Source organism: Mycobacterium sp. IDUB_17 (genome assembly GCF_055419465.1).
Genome location: NZ_JBVAXS010000004.1, coordinates 184,302 through 207,268, shown reverse-complemented (window position 1 = coordinate 207,268; position 22,967 = coordinate 184,302). Strand labels below are relative to the sequence as shown.

Here is a 22,967-nt window from a genome sequence, read left to right as displayed (position 1 = left end):
CTGCTTCTGTGGCGCTCACTGTGCGGGACCTGGCTGAGGTCGACAGCCTCGGCCTTGTCGTGGTGGCAGGAGCGCGGGGCGCCGACCGTGAGATCTCCTGGGCGCATGCGATCGAGCTGACGGATCCGACCCCGTACCTGGCCGGCGGCGAGCTGGTGATGACGACGGGCATCAACATCGGTGCCGACGCCGCTGCGCAATCCGCCTACGTTGCGCGCCTGGCCGCAGCCGGGACGGCAGCGCTGGCCGTCGACACCGGCACCACGATTGCCGATGTGCCACCTGCCGTGCGCGCTGCCGGCGACGAATTCGGGATTCCGGTGCTCGAGGTGCCGGCGTCGACGCCGTTCATCGCGATCGCACGGGTGGTGATCGATGCGCTCAAGGCCGACGAACTGCGCTCGGTGCAGGGCGTGGTCGACGCTCAGGAGGTGTTGGCCCGGGCCACGCTGCGGGGAGGGATCCCAGGGGTGGTCGGCGCGCTGGCGGAGTGTCTGTCGGCCACGGTTGTGGTGGTCGACCCCGACGGCACGGTGTTGGCTGCCGCGGGCAGCGCGCAGGCGCGCCTGATCGCCGTACTGAGCGAGCAGGTCGACACAACTCGCCGGCACGGTGCGTACGTCACCGTCGACGGGGACGCCTATGTCACGATTCAGAACCTGCGGGCCGCCCAGCCGGTGCGCGGACGGCTCGCGGTGCGCACGCCCGGACCGATGTCCAATGCCGACCGTCTCCTGGTCGCACATGCGTTGTCGCTCATCTCGATTGCGATCGAGAAGCCGGCCCGGGTGGTCGACGCCGAGCAACTGCTGCGGATCGCGGTAACCCGCGAGATGCTCACCGGATCAGGTGCTGTCGACGATGCGGTGTTGCGCTACTTCGGTTTTGATCCCGATGGCGAGGTCGTCGTGGCGTCGTTCACCGGGGCGGGGCCGTTGTTGGCGGCCGAGCACGTACTGGGCCGCACGCTGACCTCTTTTCTGATGGCCCCGACGGGCGATGCGATTGTGATCGTGGTTCCGGCCGGTGGGAGTCGACGACGCATCCGCACCGTCGTCGACGAACTCGAAAAGCAGACGGGGATCACGGTTGGCGGCGGAATGAGCCGACCGGTCCGCCTGACAGATCTGCCCACCGCCCTGGAGCAGGCGCGCATCGCAGCTCATTCCAGCGCCGGGCGGTTCTGTGAATTCGGTGAACTCAGCCCGATGGGAGTGCTGCTCGAGGGTCGCAGCGCCGCCGAACTACGCGTATTGGCCGCACCATTGGATGCGCTGGCCGGCGGTGACGAGCTGATTCCCACCTTGGCAGCCTTCCTCGGGCGCAACGGCCAGATGGAGGCCGCGGCCGCTGAGCTCGCGGTCCATCGCCACACCATGCGCAACCGGATGCGTCGCATCAGTCAATTGTTGGGTGACGACCTGGAATCGGCCGATACCCGGGCCCAGCTGTGGCTGGCGCTCAAGGCGTGGCAGCTGCTGGCGTCTCGCCGGCCGGGCTGAGATCGTCGTCACCGCTGCCGAGCCGAGGCGGCCCGCTACGGTAGGTGACCGGTGTCGCCGACAACGTGATCGGGTTCGCCACTTGGGGTGTGGCCGTTCCAGGTACCGCGACCGTCGCCTCGATCCCGAGCCGGCGGGCGAAGGCGAAGGCCTCCGACAGGTCGTTGATCGGCCCGGCGGGCACACTCGCGGCGGTCAGCACCGAGTACCAGTGGTCGGCGCCGTGGTTGCGCAGCGCGGTTTCGATGATGGCGCACAGGGCATCCCGATGGGCGACCCGCTGTGGGTTGGTACCGAATCGGGGATCATCGGCCAGTGCCGGCTCACCGATGGCGATCGCGAAGGCCCGGAACTGCTTGTCGTTGCCGACGGCGACAGCGATGGGCCGGTCGGCGGTATCGAACGTCTGGTACGGCGCGATGCTCGGATGCCGGTTGCCCATCATCTGCGGCACCGCACCGGCGCCGAGATACCCGGAGGCCTGGTTCACCATGGAGGACAACAACACCGAGAACAGGTTGGTGTCGACGCGTTGCCCCGCCCCGGTGCGGTCGCGGTGCGCCAGCGCCGCCAGGATTCCGCTCAGCGCATGCAGGCCGGCCAGTACGTCGACCAGTGCCACGCCGGCCTTGGTCGGATCGCCCGGTTCGGTTCCGGTGACGCTCATCAACCCGCCGACCGCCTGTACCAGCAGGTCGTAGCCCGGCAGCTCAGCGCCGCCGTCGCGGCCGAATCCGGTGATCGAGCAGTAGATGAGATCGGGACGGATCGCCAGCAGGTCCTCGTAGCCCAGTCCCAGTTTCTCCATGGTGCCCGGCCGGAAGTTCTCCACCACGATGTCGGCGCCGGCCACCAGGGATCGGGCGCGCTCCCGGTCGTCCGGGTCGGTCAGGTCGAGTACGACCGACCGCTTGTTGCGGTTGACGGCATTGAAATACGTTGCCACGCCCGATGAATCGTAGGGCGGACCCCAGGCGCGGGTGTCGTCGCCGGTGCCCGGCCGTTCGATCTTGATCACCTCGGCCCCGAAGTCTCCGAGCATCATCGTCGCGTACGGTCCGGCCAGCACCCGGCTGAAATCCACGACGACGACTCCGTCGAGGGCGCTCATGCTCATGCGCCGGGTCGCCCGCCACGCAGGTACACCGTTGTGGTGTGGGTGAAGAAATCGCGCGCCGCGCCGCCCTGCTCCTTGGGGCCCAGTCCGCTCTTCTTGGCACCGCCGAACGGTACGTGCGGATCGGCGCCGGCCGACTCGGAGTTCACATGCAGCACGCCCACGTCGATCTGTTCGACAGCCTGCAGTGCCCGGGTCAGGTCTTGGGTGAAAATCGCTGCCGAGAGCCCGAACTCGCTGTCATTGGCAAGGCTGAACGCGGCCTCGGCGTCGGCGGCCCGTCGGACCGCCAGGACCGGTCCGAACAGTTCTTCGGTCCACACATCGGCCGGTGCCCCGTTGAGTTCGACGATGGTCGGTGCGATGAAGTAGCCCTCGGCCAGCGGGCCGTCGGTGTAGGGGAGCCCGCCGGTCAGCACCGCGGCACCCTGGGCCGTCGCGGCATCGATACCGGACGAAATGGACTGGTGCGCTGCGCCGTTGATGACCGGTCCCATCTGGGTCGCGTCGTCGGTCGGGTCGCCGACGGTCAGCCCCGCGGCACGTTCGGCGAGGGCGGCCAGGAACTTCTCGGCGATCCCGTCGGTGACGATCAGGCGGGAGGTCGCCGTGCACTTCTGCCCGGTCGAGCGGAAAGCGCCCAGCATGACCTGCTCGAGTGCGAGGTCCATATCGGCGTCATCGAGGACGACGGCGGCGTTCTTGCCACCCATTTCGGCCTGCGCCGGGATTCCGCGTGCCGCAGCGGCCGCCGCGATGCGCCGACCGACCCCGGTGGAGCCGGTGAACGTGACGGCGTCGACGCCGGGGTGTTCGACGATGGCGTTGCCGATGTCGGATCCGCCGATCAACAGGTTGAGCACACCCGCGGGTAGGCCGGCCTCGGTCAGCGCCTGCGCCAGCCGGATCGCCAGCAGCGGAACGGTACTCGCAGGCTTCCACACCACGGTATTGCCGTAGATCAGTGCGGGCGCAATCTTCCAGGCCGGGATGGCGATGGGGAAGTTGAACGGGGTGATCACCCCGACCACGCCGAGGGGCTTGCGGGTGACCAGGATCTGCTCACCGGCCCGGGGCGAGGCGAAGATCTGGCCTGCCTCCCGATCGCCCTCGTTGCCGTAATACCGCAGGATCTGCGCGGCCCGCCGAACCTCGCCGATGCCTTCGGCTTTCGTCTTGCCCTCTTCGCGGGCCAGTTCCAGGCCCCACGCCTCGGCGTTGCGGTCGACGACGTCAGCGGCGCTCAGCAGCACCGCGCCGCGCTGATGCATCGGGGCAGCGGACCAGGCCGGCGCAGCCGCGGTGGCGGCGCCGACTGCAGCGTCGGCATCGGAAGTGCGGGCGTTACTTCCCTGGGCCACAATCAGACTCGGGCGCGCCGGGTTCACGCTGAGCAGCGTGTCGCCGGTGCCGGGCACCCATCGCCCGTCGATCAGGTGCTCGATGGCGGCGGTCATCAGCGGAAGGCCGCCTGGCCGGTCAGCGCCTTGCCGATCGACAGCAGGTGCATCTCGGAGGTGCCTTCGTAGGTGAGGACCGATTCGAGGTTGTTGGCGTGGCGCAACGGTGAGTATTCGAGGGTGATTCCGCTGCCGCCCAACAGGGTCCGGCATTCCCGTGCGATGGCCAGTGCTTCGCGGACATTGTTGAGCTTGCCCAGGCTGATCTGCTCGGGACGAACGCCCTCGGCGTCCTTGATGCGGCCCAGCTGGATCGCCAGCAGCATCCCCTTGCCGAGCTCGACGGTCATGTTGGCCAGCTTTTCCTGGGTGAGCTGGTAGCTGGTCAGCGGCTTGTCGAACACCTCGCGTGCACCCGCGTAGTCGATCGCGGTCTCCAGGCTGTCGCGGGCCGCGCCGAGTGAGCCGAACACGATGCCGAACCGGGCCTCGTTGAGGCAGGACAGCGGAGCCGACAGACCCTCGGCCAGCGGCAGTTGTGCCGCGGCCGGCAGCCGCACGTTGTCGAGCACGAGCTCGGAGGTCACCGAGGCGCGCAGGGAGAGCTTGCGATGAATTTCGTTGGCGGTGAATCCCGGGGTGTCGGTGGGCACGAGGAAGCCCCGGATGCCGTCATCGGTCTGCGCCCAGACCGTGGCCACGTCGGCGAGGTTGCCGTTGGTGATCCACATCTTGGTGCCGTTGAGCACCCAGTCGGCACCGTCGCGCCTGGCGCGGGTGCGCATGCCCGCGGGGTTGGAGCCGAAGTCGGGCTCGGTGAGGCCGAAGCAGCCGATCGCCTCCCCGGCGGCCAGCCGGGGCAGCCATTCGTTCTTCTGTTCCTCGGATCCATAGCGGTAGATCGAGAACATCGACAGCGAGCCCTGCACGGAGACGAAACTGCGGAACCCGCTGTCGCCGGCTTCCAGCTCCATACACGCCAGGCCGTAGCTGACCGCGTTGGTACCGGCGCAGCCGTAACCCTGCAGGTGCATGCCCAGCACGCCGAGCTTGCCGAACTCCTTGGCCAGCTCGCGGGGCAGGGTGGCCGATTCGAACCACTCGCCGACGTTGGGCCGCAGGCGGGTATCGACAAATTGCCGGACCGTCGCGGCGATGTCGCGCTCGTCGGCATCGAGCAGCCGGTCGGTGTCGAACAACTCCAGCGGCCGGTAGGTGGACTTCTTGGCAGCCGGAGCGGCGGTGGCGGTCATGAGTCAAGGCTAGATTTGGCGGGCAAATCCGCCTATGGCCGGTTTGTACAACTGGTGTGGGAGATGTTGTCCAAATGGGCGGTTATCAGCGCTTGGATGCCGGAATGGACCACTCGTTGCGGTGGCCTATGCTCGGTGCGGCAAACGGCGTGGCCCCAGGTGTTCTCGTCGTCAGTGACCGGCGAGGACAGCCCAGGGAAAGTTTGACTGTGCAGGCGATTGTTGGCGATCCGGTCCGCGTTCCCGGCGTAGAGCGTCGGGTTCGTGATGACCTGATCGGGTTGAGCGGCGTGGCCGTCGTGATGGTGGTGGTCTGCCATTTCTGGTTCGGTCGGGCGCCCGGCGGGCTGGATGTCCTGCTGGTCTTGTCCGGATTCTTCATCGGCGGTCGCGTGCTCCGCGGCATCGGTACGGCGAGCGTGACGGATCTGGCCGCCGAGTTGGGGCGGGCGGCGCGCTGGCTGGTGCCGCCGTTGGTTCTCGTGGTGGTCGTGTGTTCGGTGCTCACAACGTTCGTTCAGCCGCAGACCCGGTGGGAGGCATTCGCCGATCAGACGCTGGCCGGGCTGGGCTTCTACCAGAATTGGCAGTTGCTCCAGTCGGCGGACGACTATGTGCAGGCCGGTGAAGCGGTGACGCCGTTGCACCATCTGTGGGCCATCTCGGTGCTGGGCCAGTTCGCGCTCGCGTTCTTCCTGCTCGCCGGGGTCATCATCGCGGTGACGGTACGTCGGGGTGGCGGCGCGCGCCGCACGACCCTGGTTGCCGCTTCCGGTATCGCGGCGGCGGCATCGCTGTATTACGCGCTCACGACGCAGCCGGACAACCCGATGCTCGCGTATTACAGCACCGCTGCCCGGGCCTGGGAGCTGTTGGTCGGAGTGCTGGCAGCGGCCCTCGTGGCCGGCCCGGTGGGGCGGCGAATCCGATGGCCCGGCTGGGTGCGGGCCGGTGCGGCCGCGGTCGGCGTGGCGGCGATCCTGGTGTGCGGTGTGCTCACTGACCGCGCCGTGCAGTCCCCGGGAATCTGGACATTGATTCCGGTGGCGGCGACGGTACTGGTGATCGTGAGTGCAGCCCAGGGGCTGTCCCCGAGGACGAACGAGTTCCTGCGCAGCACCCCGCTGGTGACCATCGGGGCGGTGGCCTACCCGCTGTACCTGTGGCACTGGCCATTGCTGATCTTCTGGCTGGCCGCCGTCAACGACGATGCCGTCGGCCCGGCCGATGGCACCGCGATCATGCTGGTCGCAGTGCTGCTGGCATTGTTGACGGCGCGGTGGGCCCAGCTGCCGTGGCGTCGGGGGCCCGGCCTGCGGGTGGTCTCGGGTGCGGTCGTCGTGTTGGTCGCGGTGGCGCTCGTGGCGGCGTCGCTGATGTGGCAGGGACATGTCGCCCTGGCCCGGGCCAGCGGCGCGGAACTCGGCATGCTCTCGATTCGCGACTATCCGGGCGCGCAGGCGCTCATCGAGCATCAACGGGTCGCGAAGCTGCCGATGCGCCCGAGCGTGCTGGAGGCCGATGACGACATCCCGCCCTCATCGCAGGATCATTGCGTCACGGGATTCACCGGTGCCGAGGTCGTCACCTGCGTGTACGGAGACCCCAAGGGTTCCCACACGATTGCGCTGGCCGGCGGGTCGCATTCGGAGCACTGGCTGACCGCGCTGCACCAGATCGGGCGCCAACACGGCTTCAAGGTGACCACCTACCTGAAGTTCGGCTGTCCGCTGACCACCAAACGTCTGCCGATCATCGCGGGATCCTTCGAGCCGTACCCGTCCTGCCGGACGTGGTCGGACAACGCATTGGCGCAGATCATCGCCGACCGGCCCGACTACGTGTTCTTCACCGCAACGCGCCCGATCCTCAACAGCCCGGGCGACTACGTGCCCGACTACTACCTGGGGATCTGGGATGAGTTGTCCGCCAATGGGATTCCGATGCTCGGCATGCGTGATACGCCGTGGATGATCCGGGACGGATGGTTCTTCTCGCCGGTCGACTGCCTGTCGAAAGGTGGTGACGCCGACTCCTGCGGGCTGCCGCGGGCCGAAGCCCTGGCCGAGCGCAACCCCACCCTCGACTACTCAGCGGACTATCCGCTGATGAAGATCCTCGACCTCAGTGATGCGGTGTGCCGGCCGACGATCTGCCGTGCCGTCGAGGGCAACGTGCTTGTGTACCACGATGCCCACCATCTGTCGGGGACCTACGTACGCACTCTCACCACCGAGTTGGCGCGGCAGATGTCCGGCGCCCTCGGATGGTGGTAGCCGTCATTCGACGATGAAGACCGGAATCTGTCGGGTGGTCTTGGTCTGGTATTCGGCATACGGCGGATAGGCCTCCACGGCCAGCTTCCACCAGTGCTCGCGCTCGTCACCGGAAAGTTCACGGGCGGTCAGCGACGCGGTCTTGTCGCCGTCCTGCACCGTCACGGCCGGGTTGGTCTTGACGTTGAAGTACCAGGACGGGTGTGCTGGATCGCCGCCCTTGGACGCCACCATCGCGTAGCGGCCGTTCTCCTCCACGCGCATCAGCGGTACGTATCGCTTCTTCCCTGATTTGGCGCCCGTTGTCGTGAACAACACGATGGGGCGGTCCAGCACCTCGACGCCGTCGGTGGTGCCTTGTTCCAGGATGCGTTGGGTCTGGTCGCGTACCCAGTCGGTCGGGCTCAGTTCGGCATGTTCAGTCACGCAAGCGGGAACACCGGGCGCCGCGCCGCTATTCCGCGGATCAGGTCAGGCATGGCGCGACGGGCTGGGGGCTTGGTCCAGCATGTTGACCCCGAACCAGCGCGGCATCCGTGGCGAACAGCGCCAGAGCACCGACGGCCAGTCCGGCGCCGATCCACGGCACTACCGGGTAACCGATCCCGGCCGTCAAGGCCATCCCGGCCAGCCACGGGCCGAAGGCGATCCCGACGTTGAACGCGGAGGTGGTTCCGGCCGCAGTCAGCGTCGGCGCGGACGCGCCCAGGGCGAAGACCCGCGAATTGAGCGCTGGGTTGGTGCCGAATCCGGTCAGTCCGAGCAGCACGCTCAGCGCGCTGACCAGCAATGCATGGTGGCTGACGATCGCGATCGCGACCAGAACGACGCACAATGCGCTGAATCCGACGAGTAGCACCCCGCGCGGCCAGCGATCGGCCGCGTAGCCGCCCACAGCCATCCCCGCCAACGCCCCGACTCCGTAGCCGAACAGGACCAGCGGCACCCATTCGGACCTCAGGCCGCTGGTTGTGATCAGCATGGCGCCGAGATAGGTGAAGGTACCGAGCAATGCCGCGGTACCGACCGCGGTCATGGCGTAGGACAACCACAGCCGGGGCACGGCGAGTCCACGCAACTCGTCGGCTATCCGCGGTGCGGCGTCAGGGCGTGCCGTCGGGACTGCCGCGAGGACTGCGCCCGCAGCCAGGGTGGACAGGGCTGCGACGGCCCAGAACGCGCCGCGCCAGCCCAGATTCTGGCCGATCCAGGTGCCTGCGGGCAGCCCGATGACCGTGGCCACGGTCAGTCCGCCGGCAACGACACTCATCGCGCGGCCGCGCCGGTCGGGGGTGACCAGTGACATCGCGGTGCCCGCGCCGACGGCCCAGAAGCCGGCGTAGACGAATGCCGCGATGAATCTCACCGCCACCAGCACCGGGTAGGAATCGGTGAGGGCACCGGCAACGTGCGCCAGGACGAAGATCGCCAGAAATATCAACATCGCCCGCCGGCGCGGCCATCGCAATGTCGTAATCGCGAGGATGGGGGCGCCGACCAGCATGCCGAGCGCGAACACCGACACCAGCAGGCCGGCTTGGGGAACCGTCACATCGAGATCGGCCGACAATTCGGGGAGTAGGCCGGCCAACATGAGTTCGCTTGTGCCCTGGGCGAATATTGCAACGCCGATGATCCAGATCGCAACCGGCATCAGAGCATCGACCCTCCGCTGGCGTCGATCCACTGGCCGGTCACCCACCGGGCATCCTCGGAAGCCAGGAACGCGACGATGTCGGCCACATCGGCGGGTTGGGCGACGCGGTTGAGCGGCGACTGTGCGGCCACGGCCGCGCGGCCCTCCTCGGAGGCCAGCCGGGCCGCGTTCATGTCGGTGTCGGTGCTTCCCGGTCCGACCGCGTTCACTGTGATGCCCCGCGCAGCAACGTGTTTGGCCAGGGTCGCGGTGAACGAATCGAGGGCGGCCTTCGACATCGCATAGGCGAGCAGCTCTGGTATCCGAGAGCCGTGGGTGAACCGCGTCGAGATGTTGACGATCCGGCCGTTGTCGCGAATCCGTGACAACCCCTGTTGGGTGATGAAGACCGGCGCGCGGGTGTTCACTGCGAAGATCTCGTCATAGGTCGATTCATCGAGGTCGTCGAAAGCGATTCTGCCGCCGAGTATCCCGGCGTTGTTGACAAGGATGTCGGGGCCGTCGGCGTGGCCGTCGAACGCCTCCCAGAGTTGTGATGCGTCGCCGGTGCCGCCGAGTGTCGCCGGTATCGCGAAGGCCTCGCCGCCGGCCTCGGCGATCTGCCGCACGGTCTGGTGGGCGGCGTCCGCTCGGTTGCCGTAGTGCACGCCGACACGGGCGCCGTCGGAAGCCAGGCGAAGGGCGATGGCCCGGCCGATTCCCCGGCTGGCGCCGGTCACCAGGGCGGTCTTGCCGATCAGTGATGGCACGTTGCCAACCTTTCTATAGCGGGCGATACAAAAATGGACGCTAGCACATTAACTAGCGGTCGCTATAGAATGGCTGGGTGACCTCGGTACGTGGACGGCCCCGCTCATTCGACCGTGACGCGGCGCTGGACAAGGCGATCCTGCTGTTCTGGGAGCGTGGTTACGAGGCGACCTCCACGCGCGATCTCAGCAGTGCGTTGGGTATCGGAATCCCGAGCATCTACGCCGCTTTCGGGGATAAGCAGTGCCTCTTCGCCGAAGCGGTGCAGGTCTATGACGAGCGGTACGGCGGGTTCATCAATGCCGCGCTGAGCGAAGAACCCACCGCCCGCGAGGCCTTTGTCCGGATTCTGCGCGAAGCTCCCGCCCGATATACCAGGCGTGGGCTACCCCACGGATGTCTCATCGTCAGCGGCGACGACGGCACCGTCGACCCGAAGGTGCGAGCAGCCCTGCAACGCATTCGCCGGCACAAAACAGGTGAGCTCGCCGACAAGGTCGGCGCGGATATCGCAACCGGGGACGTCCCGGCCGATACTGATGCGCAGGCGCTCGCCCAGTACGTGATGTCCACGCTGAGCGGCATCGCCCAAGCCGCCCGGGACCGCGTTCCGCGGGCGACCCTCGACCGGGTCGCCGCGATCGCGGTCCGGGCTTTGCGGTGAGTTCGGTTACCTGAGTTTCAGCACCACTTTGCCCTTGGCGCTGCGGTTCTCCAGTGACGCGATGGCTCGCGCGGCCTGCTCCAGTGGGTACACCTCGGGCTGGGGTGCGGGCACCGCGCCCGAGGCCAGCAGCGGCTGCAGCTCGGCCCACTGCTCCTGCAGGTATCCGGGATGGGAGAACGTCCAGGCGCCCCAGCCGGCGCCGATCACGTCGACATTGTTGAGCAGCAACCGGTTGACCTTGACCGTGGGGATCTCGCCGCCGGTGAACCCGACCACCAGCAGCCGTCCGCCCACCGCCAGCGAACGCAGTGAGTCGGTGAAGCGGTCACCGCCGACCGGGTCGAGGACGATGTCCACGCCGCGGCCATCGGTGAGTTCTTTGACCGCGTCCCGGAACCCGTCGGCCAGCACCACATCCGATGCGCCCGCGGCCCTGGCGATCCCGGCCTTCTCCTCGGTGGACACCACCGCGATGGTGCGCGCGGCGCCCAGCGCCGGGGCGAGTCGCAGCGCGGAGGTGCCGATGCCGCCCGCCGCGCCGTGCACCAGGACGCTCTCGCCCTTGGCCAGCCGGCCGCGGGTGCGCAACGCGAACTGCACCGTCAGGTCGTTGAACAGGATGCCGGCGCCGGCCTCGAACGAAACGGAGTCCGGCAGCGCGAACACCCGCTCGGCGGGCAGCGCCACGACTTCGGCCATGCCGCCGGACAACATGGTCAGCCCCAGCACGCGGTCACCGGCGCGGACATGGGCACCGGCCGGGGCACTGCGGACGACGCCAGCGACCTCGGCGCCCGGCGTGAACGGCAGATCCGGCTTGTACTGGTAGAGCCCGCGGGTGAGCAGGGCGTCCGGAAACGCGACCCCGGCCGCGTGGACGTCGATCACCACGGCGTCGCCGGCGTTGCCGTTCGGTTCCTCCACCTCGGCCACCTGCACCGCGTCGGGACCGTCGAGCCGGGTGATCTGTGCTGCACGCATCGGTGTCTCCTTCTGGTGGGGTCGCCAGCCAATTGTGACAGGTGTCAAGTCGGTGGCTAGCATCACCGGATGCTCAACGCCCGCGCCGCGGTGGTGTTCGACGCCGGAGCCGATCCACGGCTTACCGACGTGCAGATCCGGGAACCGGTCGGCGACGAAGTGCTGGTCCGCATCGAGGCGGTGGGCATCTGCCACACCGATGTGAGCGTGGCCGCGCGCTTCCGTAAGTTGCCGATGGTGTTCGGCCATGAAGGCGCGGGCACCGTCGTCCAGGCCGGGCCGGCTGCCGCTCCCGAGGTCGGCGACCAGGTTGTTCTCACGTTCGCCAGCTGTGGCACATGCCGTAACTGCCAGTCCGACGCTCCGGCGTACTGCGAGCATTCGACCGACCTCAACATGCGCGGTGGTCGTCGCGACGGCTCCGGTGCACTGCACTGCGACGGTGCGGCCATCGGGGGCGGATTCTTCGGCCAGTCCAGCTTCTGCACCTACGCGATCGCCGGCAGCCGCAATGCGGTGGTGCTTCCCGAGCCGATCGACCCGGCGCTGGCCGCTCCGCTGGGCTGCAGCGTGCAAACCGGTGTGGGTGCTGTGCTCAATGTGCTTGCGCCGCAACCCACGGATGCACTCGTGGTGTTCGGTGCCGGCGCCGTCGGGCTCTCGGCGGTCATGGGGGCCCGCATCGCGGGGTGCCGGACCATCGTCGCCGTCGACCCGATCGCGCAGCGGCGCACGCTGGCAGGTGAATTGGGTGCCACCACGACGATCGACCCGATCGCGTCCGACGCCGCTGCGGTCATCCTCGAGCTGACCGGGGGAGTGACCGCCGCGGTCGACACCACCGCGCGGCCCGATGTCCTCGCCGCGGCGGTCGGGGTGCTGCGTGAACGCGGCACCCTGGCGCTGCTGGGCCTCGGCGCGATGACCGCCGACCTGCCCGTCGCGGCCATCATGGGCAAGGGCCTGACCGTGCGCGGTGTGGTGGAGGGGGACAGCGAACCTCAGACCTTCATCCCGCGCCTCGTCGATCTGCACCGCCGTGGCGAACTTCCGCTCGACAAGTTCGTGAGCCGGTACCCGTTCGACGACTTCGACCGGGCCTGGGCCGCCGCCAAGGCCGCTGACGTGGTCAAACCCGTGCTGATCACCAGCGCGGCAAGCTCATGAATCCCCAGTTCCACCCGGCAACGGCGCCTATGATCGGAGCAGCATGACCCTTCCTCAGCTACCGCCGGGACGCAACGTCGAGGTTCGCGCCATCGACGGAGTGCGGCTGCATGCCGAGGTGTTCGGGCCCGAGGACGGCTACCCGATCGTGCTGGCCCACGGCATCACCTGTGCCATCGGGGTCTGGGCCCACCAGATCGCCGATCTGGCCACCGACTACCGCGTCATCGCCTACGACCATCGCGGGCACGGCCGCAGTGAGACTCCGCACGGGCGGCGCCGGTACAGCCTCAATCACCTCGCGGCCGACCTCGACGCAATCCTTGCCGCGACGCTGAAGCCCGGCGAAAGGGCCGTCATCGCCGGACATTCCATGGGCGGCATCGCGATCACCTCGTGGTCGCAGCGCTATCCGGCCCAGGTGGCCGCCCGCGCCGACGCTGTCGCGCTGATCAACACCACCACCGGGGATCTGGTGCGCGACGTGAAACTGCTGCGGGTACCGGCGCCGCTGGCGTCGACGCGCATCCTGGCGGCCAGTACTGCGATAAGGACGTTCGGCGGGGCGTGGGTGCCCCGGATCACCGAACGCCCCAACAAGCATTTCGTCGCTCACCTCGCGGTGGGTCACGACGCGGAGCCGTGGGTGGCGGAGTTCGTCTATCGGCTGTTCGCCGATACCCCGGCCGCCGGGCGCGGCGGTTGGTCCAGGGCGCTGGTCAACAGTCTTGGACCGCAACATATCTCGCTGCAGAACCTGACGGTGCCCACGCTGGTGATCGGTAGCGTCAAAGACCGCTTGCTGCCCATCAATGCCGCCCGCCGCATCGCTTCTGATGCCCCGAACCTGAGCGCCTTCGTCGAGATGCCCGGCGGGCACTGCGCGATTCTGGAATGCCCGTCACAGGTGAACGCCCAATTGCGCGCCCTGGCCGCATCGGTGGCCTCGCCCCGGGCGGTCAATCAGTAAGCCGGCCCGCGACTTCGGCGGCCGCGCGCTGCCCGGACCGGACCGCCCCGTCGAGGAATCCGGTCCACTCGTCGGCGGTTTCGGTGCCGGCCCAGTGGATGGAGTCCACCGGTTCGCGCAGCCACCGGCCGTACTGGGTCCACGAGCCCGGCGGCACCGCCGCTGTCGGGCCGCCAGGCGCGAATTGTTCTGTGCTCCAACAGTGGTCGATGTAGTCGATCGGCTGCAGCGCCGCCTCGCCGAACAGGGTGGCGAACCCGGACAGGGCCTGCTCGCGCCGTTGATCCGGAGGCAGCCGGTCGAACGTGCGGGCATCGGTGAACCCCAGCAGGATGCCGGGACCACCATCGCCCGGGCTGACGTCGAAGGTGATGAACACCGGCCCCTCGTCAGACAGTGCCTCGCCCGAACAGCCGTTGGCGCGCCAGAACGGTCGGTCATAGGCGGCGTAGGCCTTGCTGAGGTTGCCCTGCGGCCAGTTGTCGGCCAGCTCGGTGTAGGGCTTGGGGAGTGGCGGGTTGAACTCGATACCGGCCCGGTGCTGCGGCGGGATCGCCACGATCACCGCACGTGCGTGTACTTCGCCGGCCGGGCAGCTCACCGCCACAGTGCCTTCGGGGCGACGCTCGATGCTGCCGACGGGAGCGTTGAGCACCACCCGATCTCCGAGTTCGTCGGCCATCTTGCACGCGATCTGCTGGGTACCGCCGGGAAACCGGTCCTGCTGGGCACCGTCGCGGACGTCGAGCATGCGGTCCAGCCCGCCGGCGGCCTTGACGTAGCGGGCGGCGTGCAGCATCGACACCTCGTCGGGTTCGGCACCCCAGGTGACCCGGGACATGATCGCCATGAGGTTGAGTGTCGAGGCGTTGGCACCCGCCGAGCGCAGCCACTGCTCCAGGGTGAGCTCGTCGAGTTTCTGGGCGTTCGGACTCGTCCACGGCTCGTTGATCCGGATCGCCCGGCAGATCCGTTCGAAGCGCCACTGGATCCGCGAGACATCGAACAGTTCCATCATCGACAGCCGCGGGATGGTGCTCCGGTACGACCGCACCCGTCCGTGCCACCGGATCAGGTTCTTGCCGCGGTCATAGGTGGGCACCGTGCGGCAACCGAGTTCGTCGGCCAGCGCCAGCACCGCATCCTGGGTGGGTCCGACGAACGTCCCGCCCAGGTCGACCGGCACCTCGGCGATCGTGGCGGTCGACGAGCGTCCTCCGACGCGGTCGCGCCCCTCCAACACCACGACCTGGTGTCCGAGTCGGACCAGGGCGCGGGCGGCGGACAGGCCGGCGAATCCGGCGCCAACCACGACGACGTCGGTGCTCGTTGGGATGCTCACCTGTCTAGGCTCTCACGCGTGAAGGTCATGACAGCGTTGTTCGGGCCGCAAGACGCGATCGATCGGGCCGCGGCCCTGCGCGAGGCCGGTGCCAGTGGGGTGTTCACCTTCGAGGGACCCCACGATGTGTTCGCTCCCTTGACGCTGGCCGCCACCGTCGGGGGTCTCGACCTGATGACCAATGTGGCAATTGCCTTTCCTCGCAACCCGATTCACCTGGCACACCAGGCGATCGACCACCAGATCCTCTCCGGTGGCCGATTCACCCTCGGGCTCGGCACCCAGATCCGCGCCCAGATCGAGAAGCGGTTCGGCGCGGAGTTCGACCGCCCGGTGGCCCGGATGTCGGAGTTCGTCGCGGCGTTGCGGGCGATCTTCGCTGCGTGGGAGACCGGCGAGCGACTCGATTTTCGGGGCGAGTACTACCGGCACACGCTGATGACGCCGACGTTCACGCCACGGGACAACCCGTACGGTCCGCCGCCGATCTATGTCGGCGCGCTGGGCCCGCGGCTGACCCGGGCCACCGCGCAGTTCGCCGACGGGTTGTTGGTCATGCCGTTCGGGTCGAAGCGGTTCCTGCAGGAGGCCACGCTGCCTGCGGTGCGTGACGGGCTGGCCGCCGCCGGCCGTGACGCGGGCGAGTTGGCCATCGTCCCGGAGATCATCGTGTCGGCCGGGGACGATCACGACGCGGCACGACGACTGCTCGCCTTCTACGGCTCCACCCCGGCCTACCGGCCGGTACTGGAGGTACACGGCTGGGGTGATTTGCAGCCCGAGCTCAATGTGCTGTCCAAACAGGGCCGCTGGCAGGAGATGGGTTCGCTGATCGACGACGAGGTGCTGCACACGATCGCGGCCTGCGGTACCCCCGCGGAGATCGCCGCCCATATCCGGGACCGGGTGGGCGGGGTGTCCGACCGGATCTGTCTGTACCAACCGGGTCCGATCGGGGTGGATGCGCTTGCCCAGATCGTTGACGCACTGCGCGACTGAGCACATAGGGTGGTGGTACTGAGCGGGACCAAAGGAGGTTCGCCATGGACGGCGCTCGTCGGGCTGCGGATCCGGACTACTCGGATGTGCTCATCATCGGGGCTGGGATCTCGGGGCTGGGCGCGGCTTACCGCGTGCATGAGAAGAGCCCCGGGCTGACCTACACCGTCCTGGAACGTCGGGAGCGGATCGGTGGTACCTGGGACCTGTTCCGCTACCCGGGAATCCGCTCGGACAGCGACATCTTCACACTGAGCTTCCCCTACCAACCGTGGACCAGGCCGGAGAACGTGGCCGACGGCGACGACATCCGCGACTATCTCACCGAGACCGCTCGGGTGCACGGCATCGACCGCCATATCCGGTTCAACACCCGTGTGCTGTCCGCGGATTGGGATTCGGCCACCGACACCTGGACCGTGCAGGCCGAACAGGACGGCCGGTCGAAGACCTACCGGTGCCGCTACCTGTTCTGCGGCACCGGCTACTACAACTACGACGAGCCCTATGCCCCGGAATTCCCCGGTATCGAGAGCTTCACCGGCGACGTCGTGCACCCGCAGTTCTGGCCCGAGTCGCTGGACTACACAGGCAAGCGCGTCGTGGTGATCGGCAGCGGCGCCACGGCGATCAGCCTGGTGCCTGCACTGGCCCGAACCGCCGGGCATGTCACGATGCTGCAGCGTTCGCCGACCTACATGATGTCGATGGCGCGTATCGATCCGATGGTGCAGGCCATCCGGAAGTTCTTGCCGCGCAGGGTGTCTCACCAGGTAGTGCGGGCCCGCAATGCGACGATCCAGTTCCTGACGTACACCTTCTTCCGGAAAGCGCCCAAGGCGGGCCGATGGCTGGTCCGCAACCGCGCGGTCGCGGCCCTGCCCGAGGGCTATCCCGTCGACGTGCATTTCAAACCCCGGTACAACCCGTGGGACCAGCGCATGTGCCTGGTGCTCGACCGCGACATCTTCAACGAGATCAGCAGCGGCCGGGTTGATGTGGTCACCGATCACATCGACCACATCGATGCCACGGGCATCGTGCTGGAATCCGGTGCCCGGGTCGATGCCGACGTGATCGTCACTGCGACCGGTCTGCAACTGCAGGCGCTCGGCGGGATCAGGCTGGCGGTCGACGGCCAGGAGGTCAAGCCGACCGAGCGGTTCGTCTACAAGGAGTACCTGCTGGAGGATGTCCCGAACCTGGCCTGGTGCATCGGCTACACCAACGCTTCGTGGACGCTGCGGGCGGACATGACCGCGCGGGCATTCGCAAACCTGGTGTCCTACATGGGTGCTCATGGCTACACCCATGCGTATCCGCACAAGGGTGCGGCGCCGATGCCGGAGAAGCGGACGTGGGACCTGGAGGCCAGCTACATCCAGCGTTCCGAGCATGCGCTGCCGCGTTCAGGCACGCGGCGGCCATGGCACGTGCGGCACAACTATGTGTTGGATGCCATCGACCACCGCTTCGACCGCATCGAAGAGTCGATGGTCTTCGGCAGGGCGCCGGTCGCCGCCGAGCCCGTCGCTTGAGCATCCGCACGCTCGTCACTGTGTGCGGATACGCAATCCTGTGGTCAGCAGCTGTGTGGCCGAAAGCCCGAACGTGCTCTTGAAGGAGTCCGCCAGGTGTGACGGGCTGGCGAACCCGGAATCGGCCGCCGCTGTCGTCAGATTCTGCCCGGCCGCCACGGCGGTACCTGCTGACACGAGCCTGCTCCACATCCGGTAACGACGCAGGCTGGTCCCGGCCTCGCGGCGGAACAGATGCAGGAACCGGGATTCGGAGAGCCCTGCGGTGGCCGCGAGCTCACGCGCCGATACCGCCTCCGCCGGGTTTTCACGAATCTGCTTGGCCACCAGTTCGATTCGAGGATCGATCCGATGCGGTGTGTCCGGGGCGGCCAGGTCCAGCCAGCGGCGGGCGGCCCCGTCGTCGTCCGGCGTCATCGTCAGCGCGGGCTCGGCGGCGTGGCCGATGCCGATGTTGTCCCGGAATTCGGTGAACTGCTGTCGGCACGCCGCGCTGCGCTGCGAACTGGGATCGAGATAGCACGACACCATCGCTCCCGGCATCGACAGGTGGTGGGTCAGTCGCGGTGGAATCAACACACTGCCTGCGACGATCGCGTTTCCGGACACCGTGACAGTCAGCGGTCCGTCGACGCCGACGGCCAGGCACCACACCGATCCGGAGTGCGGTTGCAGCCCCAGGCCGGGCCCGGAGTAGAGCGCTTGTCCCGGCCACAGCCACACCGTCGGGTAGCAGGTTTGTGGAAGCGGTGGCACGGGTTCAGTCTGCATGCTGAACGGGCAACGTGAACAGGAGGCTACCGTGGCTGTTGCTGTCATCGCCGTCGTCGGCGTGTTCTTCGCCGGCATGGGTCTGTACGCGCTGGCGGCTCCCGCCGCGATTCTGCGCCCGTTCGGGTTCCACATTGAGACCGCGGCAACCCGTGCCGAAGTGCGGGCCGTATACGGCGGATTCGGGTTGGCGATCGCGGGTGTGCTGGGCTATGCGGCCGCGACACCGGGGGAGGTGCGCACCGGAATCCTCATCGCGGTGGGTGCGGCGCTTGCTGGGATGGCGTTCGGCCGCATCGTGTCCGGGGTGCTGGGGGACCGAACGGCCTTCTACCCCAACTGGTTCTATTGTCTGGTCGAGGCGATCGGCGCGGGCGCGCTGTTCTGGGCCGCCTGATTTCTCCGGCGAGCAGACGCAAACCTGCCCATTTTCAGTAGAAAACGGGCAGTTTTGCGTCTGCTCGCGCAGAGGAAGTGACTAGGGGGCGACGGTGAGCCAGTCGGCGAAGCCGGACGGGTCGTGCCGGCCGAGTGCGCCGTGTTCGAACAGACCCCAGCCTTCCACCGGCTCACCATTGCCCTCGGTGCACAGGGCCCGTCCGACGTGGTCGATCACGCCGAACGCGGTCCGGCCGACCACTGCCGGGTCGGTCATGTCGTAGGTGCGCCGTTCGGTGAACTTCTCGCCCTTCCACACGCCGTGGATCCAGTCGGTGTCGCCGCCGTAGCCGCCGCCAACGTGAATCGGCACGGGCAGTTTCGATTCCACGTCGAACCGGACGGGGGTGCCGTCGAGCGCGGTGGCCTCGATGGTGGCACCGGTCGGGATGCGGGTGCCGGAGCGGTAGTGGATCTTGATGCGCGGCCAGCCGAGCTGCTCGACGCGGCCGTCTTTCCAGACCCGCGTGCAGTCGTTGAGCGAACGGAACCCGTTGGGCTCCTCCTGGATGATGAGGACGATCGCGAAGTCGTCGAAGGCCATCGGCACATACAGCCACCACATGCCTTCGAACGGCGGGTCGGCCGGACGTCCGGCGGGCTCGGCCTCACCGATGGGCCGGATACCCCAGGACCGGTCGCGCGAGCCGATCCAGGTGTCCGGGTCGACGTCGATGCGCTGGCCGTCGATCTCCAGATAGCCACTCCAGGAACCCAGCTGGGCGAACCGCTGGGCGTCGAGGGTGACCCGGTTGCCCTGACGCATCAGGTGGGGCTGTTCCTGGACGACGTCGAACAGCCCGTTCCACGTGAGATCTGCTGCGATGCCCTCGGTTTCGTCGAGAACGATTCGCACCTTGTGCAGTGGTTCGGGGACCTCGACCCGGTAGGCGCCGACGTGCTGGTTGAGCCGGTCCTGATCGATCGCGTCGGAAAGGTGCACAGCGGTCTGCTCGTCACCGCGACGTACCAGGAAGTATGCGTCCTTCACCCCGAGGTTGGGGTAGTAGCCGAGGCCGGTGATGACGAAGATATCGCCGGTGCGGTCGTGGGCGTTGAAATACGAACGGTCGTAGAAGTTCCGGTCCGAAGAGCCGGGCCAGGCGATCGGCTGGGGGATTTGGTGGACCGGGAATTCGTCCATCGGGCCGAGCATCAGGAGTTCTCCTCAAGCAGTCGTCTCAGCAGAGATACGTGGTAGAAGACCGACTCCACGTCGTCGGGTTTTTCCATCTCGCCGAACCGTACGCGCCGGGCAGACGTGCGCATGAACACGCAGCAATAGACCACTCCGGAGTACACGTAGAACCACGTCAGGTCGCCCAGTGTGGCGCCGGTCAGCTCCGCGTAGGTGGCGCGCACGTCCTCCTCGCGCAGCACGTCCGGCAGGCCCGGGAGGCCGGCGATGCGGGCAATCTCCTCGAAGACCATGTGTGCGTAGATGATCCAGGAAACGTCGAGCTCGCGCGGCCCGATGGTGGCCATCTCCCAGTCGAGTACGGCAGACGGGCGGAAGTCGTCATAGAGCACGTTGCCGATGCGGGAGTCACCCCAGATCAGAACAGACTCCGATGCCGCCACATCCTCGGGAAAGTTGTCCTCGAGCCATTGCAGTGCCCGCTCGACCAGCGGTGACCGGCCGATATCGGGGACCGCGAACTCATACCAGTCCTTCAGCCAACCGAAGCGCCGACGCAGCGGGGTGTCGCCGGGAGGATCGATCTCGGACAGGAAACCGAACCGCTCTGCGGCGTCGGGGATCGCGTGCAGCTTCGCCAGCACCTCGACGGTGCTGTCCTGCAGCTCGCGCTGGCGTTCGAGGGGGGCATCGGCGAACCAGTTGCCGCCGAAGGTGTAGGGCATGACATCCGGCGGCACCTGGCCGTCGACCTGGTCCATCAGGAAGAACGGAGTGCCCAGCACCTCGCCGGTGGTGTCTATCCAGCGCACGTTGGGGACCGGTACCTCGGTGAGTTCGCCGACCTGACGCATCACCTCGAACTGGTGATCAAGCCGGTAGGACGAGAACACCGGGACATCGTCGGCGGTGGGGGCGACGCGAGCCACCCACTTCTGCTCCTTCGGCTCGCCATTCTCTTCCCAGCGACCGGTCAGCATGATCGTCTCCGAGGACATGCCGTTGGAGTCGACTCCGCTTTCCACGGTGATCTCGGGGGCGATGCCGCCCGGCATCAGGGTGGACAGCCATTTCGACAGCACCGATGGCAGGGTGGTGACGTCACGGCTGGAGCGTTGCAGGTGGTCGACGTTCTCCACAGGAGCGTCCACGGCCTCGTTTGCCATTCAACTGTTCCTTACGGCCACAATTACGATACTGTTAGTAGCGTTATGAAAGCAGAGCCATCACCGGTTGGCAAGAGCGCCGGAGCGGGACGTCCTCGCGACCCGCGCATCGACGCTGCCATATTGCAGGCGACCGCGGACCTGCTTGTCGAAATCGGATACGCGAACCTGACCATGGCGGCGGTCGCCGAGCGGGCGCAGACCACGAAAACCGCGCTGTACCGCCGGTGGTCGAGCAAAGCGGAGTTGGTGCACGAGGCCGTGTTCCCTGCCGCCGCGAGCGCGTTGACGGCGCCGGCGGGTGACATCGCCGCAGATATCCGGGCGATGATCGGTGCGGCCCGCGACGTGTTCACCAGTCCGGTGATGCGTGCGGCGCTGCCCGGGCTGGTCGCCGATGTCGTAGCCGACACAGACCTGAACGCCCGGGTGATGCAGCGGTTCGCCGGGACCTTCGTCACCGTGCGCGCCCGGATCGTCGACGGCATCGTGCGCGGTGAGGTCCAGGCCGATGTGGACCCGGACCGTCTTGTGGAGCTCATCGGCGGGTCGACCATGCTGCGGATGCTGTTATGGCCCGACCGTGAACTCGACGACGAGTGGGTGGCGCAGACGGCGGCGATCCTGGTGCACGGGGCCACTGTCGGCAAGTAACGTCTGACGCTTTTGCGTCAGGCTGAGGGCGCAAACATCGCCACGGTTGGTTGACATCAACTGCTCTTCAGGTTCGACACTGGTGTGATGAACGCCAAGGATCAACAGGACATCAGAGCCGTCATGAGTGCTGCCACCGACCTGTGGGTGGCCCACGACATGGACGGCTGGGGTCGGTTGTTCACCGAGGATGCCGACTTCGTCGCGCACAGTGGCCTGTGGTGGACCTCGCGCGGCACCAATGTCGATGGGCACCGCGATGTGCCGGAAGCCGTTGTCCGACAAAAGCGCAACTACACCCAGCGGGTCGAGGCCATCGCCGAGATCGTGCCGGGTGTGGCGCTTGTACACACCCGTTGGGACTGGCCCGACCACGTGCGGCCGGGAGCAGGCGCCGAAGACCGCAGCGGCATCATCAGCTACGTCCTGGTCGAACACGACGGGCGCTGGTTGATCCGCTCCGCCCACAACACGCGGGTGAGCTAGCCATGGCGGTGCAACCTTTTCCCGCAGATTGGCGGACCGCGCTGGTGTTGGTGCCGCATCCGGATGACCCCGAGTACGGGGTCGGCGCGGCGGTCGCGATGTGGACCGCTGCGGGGAAGACCGTGCATTACGCGCTGGCTTCACGGGGCGAGGTCGGTATCGCCGGCATGCCACCCGAACAGGCAGGCCCGCTGCGGGAAGGGGAGCAGCGCCGGTCGGCCGCCATCGTCGGGGTTGACGATGTGGCGTTCTGGGACTTTCCGGACAGCAACATCCGCGACACCCCCGAGCTGCGGGCGAAGATCGCCGAGACCATCGTGGCGCTGCGTCCCGACGTGGTCATCACGCTGTACAGCGGGCCGAGCTGGGCCCCTGGCGCACCCAACCAACGTGATCACATCGAGTTCGCCCACGCGGTCGCCGCGGCTTACGACACGCTGGCCGATCCGCCCACTTGGCTCTTCGAGAACGGGCCGGATCCGACGCATTGCGAGGTGGTCGACGGCTACACCGAGGTGGCGGTGAATTCCCTTGCCGCCCATGAGGTCTACCTGTCGGTGCTCGACCCGGAGACGCCCGTCGTCGACCAGGCCCGTCAACAGGTGGAGAACTCGACACCCGCGCGGCCGGGCTTCGGTGCGCGAACCGTTGGCTTCATCCTCAAGCGGCATCGCTGAACCGGCCGGGCCTCGGCC

General features: G+C 67.6%; 22 protein-coding genes. 11 read left to right on the top strand and 11 right to left on the bottom strand.

All coding sequences use genetic code 11. The features are described 5' to 3' along the window. Positions 1-8: 8 nt before the first annotated feature. Positions 9-1,502 (top strand): PucR family transcriptional regulator, encoded by a 1,494-nt coding sequence (locus tag ACZYZ7_RS18500; protein WP_463741495.1) that lies wholly within the window; start codon positions 9-11, stop codon positions 1,500-1,502. Here ACZYZ7_RS18500 and ACZYZ7_RS18495 read toward each other — a convergent pair. From ACZYZ7_RS18495 to ACZYZ7_RS18485, 3 genes are read right to left on the bottom strand one after another with little or no spacing between them, the layout of a single operon-like run. Next, positions 1,462-2,619, bottom strand: a complete 1,158-nt coding sequence (locus ACZYZ7_RS18495; protein ID WP_463741494.1) for a CaiB/BaiF CoA transferase family protein — start codon at positions 2,617-2,619, stop codon at positions 1,462-1,464. The two genes, ACZYZ7_RS18500 and ACZYZ7_RS18495, sit on opposite strands and share 41 nt — an antisense overlap. Next, complete coding sequence (locus tag ACZYZ7_RS18490; protein ID WP_463741706.1) at positions 2,616-4,079, bottom strand: aldehyde dehydrogenase family protein; 1,464 nt, start codon at positions 4,077-4,079, stop codon at positions 2,616-2,618. Before ACZYZ7_RS18490 ends, ACZYZ7_RS18495 begins: the two co-directional genes overlap by 4 nt. After that, positions 4,076-5,272 carry an acyl-CoA dehydrogenase family protein gene (locus tag ACZYZ7_RS18485; protein WP_463741493.1) on the bottom strand — a complete coding sequence of 399 codons (1,197 nt, stop codon included), beginning with the start codon at positions 5,270-5,272 and terminating at the stop codon, positions 4,076-4,078. Before ACZYZ7_RS18485 ends, ACZYZ7_RS18490 begins: the two co-directional genes overlap by 4 nt. Positions 5,273-5,481: 209 nt before the next feature. Between ACZYZ7_RS18485 and ACZYZ7_RS18480 the strand changes: the two genes are divergently transcribed. Further along, positions 5,482-7,548, top strand: coding sequence for an acyltransferase family protein (locus tag ACZYZ7_RS18480; protein ID WP_463741492.1), 2,067 nt, complete (start codon positions 5,482-5,484; stop codon positions 7,546-7,548). 3 nt (positions 7,549-7,551) lie between these two features. Here the strand turns inward: ACZYZ7_RS18480 and ACZYZ7_RS18475 are convergent, their stop codons facing one another. The 3 genes from ACZYZ7_RS18475 to ACZYZ7_RS18465 are packed head-to-tail and all read right to left on the bottom strand — an operon-like array spanning position 7,552 to position 9,954. After that, positions 7,552-7,974, bottom strand: coding sequence for a nitroreductase family deazaflavin-dependent oxidoreductase (locus ACZYZ7_RS18475; RefSeq protein WP_135453329.1), 423 nt, complete (start codon positions 7,972-7,974; stop codon positions 7,552-7,554). A gap of 40 nt (positions 7,975-8,014) precedes the next feature. Next, entirely contained in the window at positions 8,015-9,202 is a 1,188-nt protein-coding gene (locus tag ACZYZ7_RS18470; RefSeq protein WP_450070214.1) for a Cmx/CmrA family chloramphenicol efflux MFS transporter, read from the bottom strand. After that, on the bottom strand, positions 9,202-9,954 hold the full coding sequence (locus tag ACZYZ7_RS18465) for an SDR family oxidoreductase (RefSeq protein ID WP_450070213.1): 753 nt from the start codon (positions 9,952-9,954) through the stop codon (positions 9,202-9,204). Before ACZYZ7_RS18465 ends, ACZYZ7_RS18470 begins: the two co-directional genes overlap by 1 nt. A 77-nt stretch (positions 9,955-10,031) precedes the next feature. On the opposite strand from ACZYZ7_RS18465, the gene ACZYZ7_RS18460 reads away from it, so the two are divergent. After that, positions 10,032-10,619: a TetR/AcrR family transcriptional regulator gene (locus tag ACZYZ7_RS18460; RefSeq protein ID WP_450070212.1), complete on the top strand. Its 588-nt coding sequence runs from the start codon at positions 10,032-10,034 to the stop codon at positions 10,617-10,619. Positions 10,620-10,625: 6 nt separating this feature from the next. On the opposite strand, the gene ACZYZ7_RS18455 is transcribed toward ACZYZ7_RS18460, so the two are convergent. Beyond that, the gene (locus ACZYZ7_RS18455) at positions 10,626-11,603 is read right to left on the bottom strand and encodes an NADPH:quinone oxidoreductase family protein (RefSeq protein WP_450070211.1); all 978 of its coding nucleotides are present in this window, start codon (positions 11,601-11,603) and stop codon (positions 10,626-10,628) included. A gap of 69 nt (positions 11,604-11,672) precedes the next feature. On the opposite strand from ACZYZ7_RS18455, the gene ACZYZ7_RS18450 reads away from it, so the two are divergent. After that, positions 11,673-12,770, top strand: coding sequence for an NAD(P)-dependent alcohol dehydrogenase (locus ACZYZ7_RS18450; protein WP_450070210.1), 1,098 nt, complete (start codon positions 11,673-11,675; stop codon positions 12,768-12,770). Positions 12,771-12,813: 43 nt separating this feature from the next. Then, positions 12,814-13,740, top strand: coding sequence for an alpha/beta fold hydrolase (locus tag ACZYZ7_RS18445; RefSeq protein ID WP_450070209.1), 927 nt, complete (start codon positions 12,814-12,816; stop codon positions 13,738-13,740). Here ACZYZ7_RS18445 and ACZYZ7_RS18440 read toward each other — a convergent pair. Continuing rightward, entirely contained in the window at positions 13,730-15,082 is a 1,353-nt protein-coding gene (locus ACZYZ7_RS18440) for a flavin monoamine oxidase family protein (protein ID WP_135453336.1), read from the bottom strand. The genes ACZYZ7_RS18445 and ACZYZ7_RS18440 overlap by 11 nt on opposite strands. A gap of 27 nt (positions 15,083-15,109) precedes the next feature. Between ACZYZ7_RS18440 and ACZYZ7_RS18435 the strand changes: the two genes are divergently transcribed. Together ACZYZ7_RS18435 and ACZYZ7_RS18430 are read left to right on the top strand one after the other, a co-directional pair. Further along, positions 15,110-16,081, top strand: a complete 972-nt coding sequence (locus ACZYZ7_RS18435; protein WP_450070498.1) for a TIGR03617 family F420-dependent LLM class oxidoreductase — start codon at positions 15,110-15,112, stop codon at positions 16,079-16,081. A gap of 44 nt (positions 16,082-16,125) precedes the next feature. Beyond that, a complete protein-coding gene (locus tag ACZYZ7_RS18430) occupies positions 16,126-17,619 on the top strand; it encodes a flavin-containing monooxygenase (RefSeq protein WP_450070208.1) in 1,494 nt (497 codons plus the stop codon). Between the two features lie 15 nt (positions 17,620-17,634). Here ACZYZ7_RS18430 and ACZYZ7_RS18425 read toward each other — a convergent pair whose 3' ends face one another. Continuing rightward, entirely contained in the window at positions 17,635-18,390 is a 756-nt protein-coding gene (locus ACZYZ7_RS18425) for a helix-turn-helix domain-containing protein (protein WP_450070207.1), read from the bottom strand. Positions 18,391-18,421: 31 nt separating this feature from the next. Between ACZYZ7_RS18425 and ACZYZ7_RS18420 the strand changes: the two genes are divergently transcribed. After that, on the top strand, positions 18,422-18,787 hold the full coding sequence (locus tag ACZYZ7_RS18420; protein ID WP_450070206.1) for a DUF4345 domain-containing protein: 366 nt from the start codon (positions 18,422-18,424) through the stop codon (positions 18,785-18,787). An 81-nt stretch (positions 18,788-18,868) separates the two neighbouring features. Here ACZYZ7_RS18420 and ACZYZ7_RS18415 read toward each other — a convergent pair whose 3' ends face one another. Then, complete coding sequence (locus ACZYZ7_RS18415) at positions 18,869-19,984, bottom strand: Rv3169 family protein (protein WP_450070205.1); 1,116 nt, start codon at positions 19,982-19,984, stop codon at positions 18,869-18,871. Further along, positions 19,984-21,132, bottom strand: coding sequence for a phosphotransferase family protein (locus tag ACZYZ7_RS18410; protein ID WP_450070204.1), 1,149 nt, complete (start codon positions 21,130-21,132; stop codon positions 19,984-19,986). The genes ACZYZ7_RS18415 and ACZYZ7_RS18410 overlap by 1 nt, the downstream gene beginning before the upstream one ends. 45 nt (positions 21,133-21,177) lie before the next feature. Between ACZYZ7_RS18410 and ACZYZ7_RS18405 the strand changes: the two genes are divergently transcribed. The 3 genes from ACZYZ7_RS18405 (at position 21,178) to ACZYZ7_RS18395 (ending at position 22,949) form a co-directional block, all read left to right on the top strand. Next, positions 21,178-21,786, top strand: a complete 609-nt coding sequence (locus ACZYZ7_RS18405) for a TetR/AcrR family transcriptional regulator (RefSeq protein WP_450070203.1) — start codon at positions 21,178-21,180, stop codon at positions 21,784-21,786. Positions 21,787-21,873: 87 nt separating this feature from the next. After that, the gene (locus ACZYZ7_RS18400) at positions 21,874-22,272 is read left to right on the top strand and encodes an SgcJ/EcaC family oxidoreductase (protein ID WP_450070202.1); all 399 of its coding nucleotides are present in this window, start codon (positions 21,874-21,876) and stop codon (positions 22,270-22,272) included. 2 nt (positions 22,273-22,274) lie between these two features. Beyond that, the gene (locus tag ACZYZ7_RS18395; RefSeq protein ID WP_450070201.1) at positions 22,275-22,949 is read left to right on the top strand and encodes a PIG-L deacetylase family protein; all 675 of its coding nucleotides are present in this window, start codon (positions 22,275-22,277) and stop codon (positions 22,947-22,949) included. The last annotated feature ends 18 nt before the right edge of the window (positions 22,950-22,967 follow it).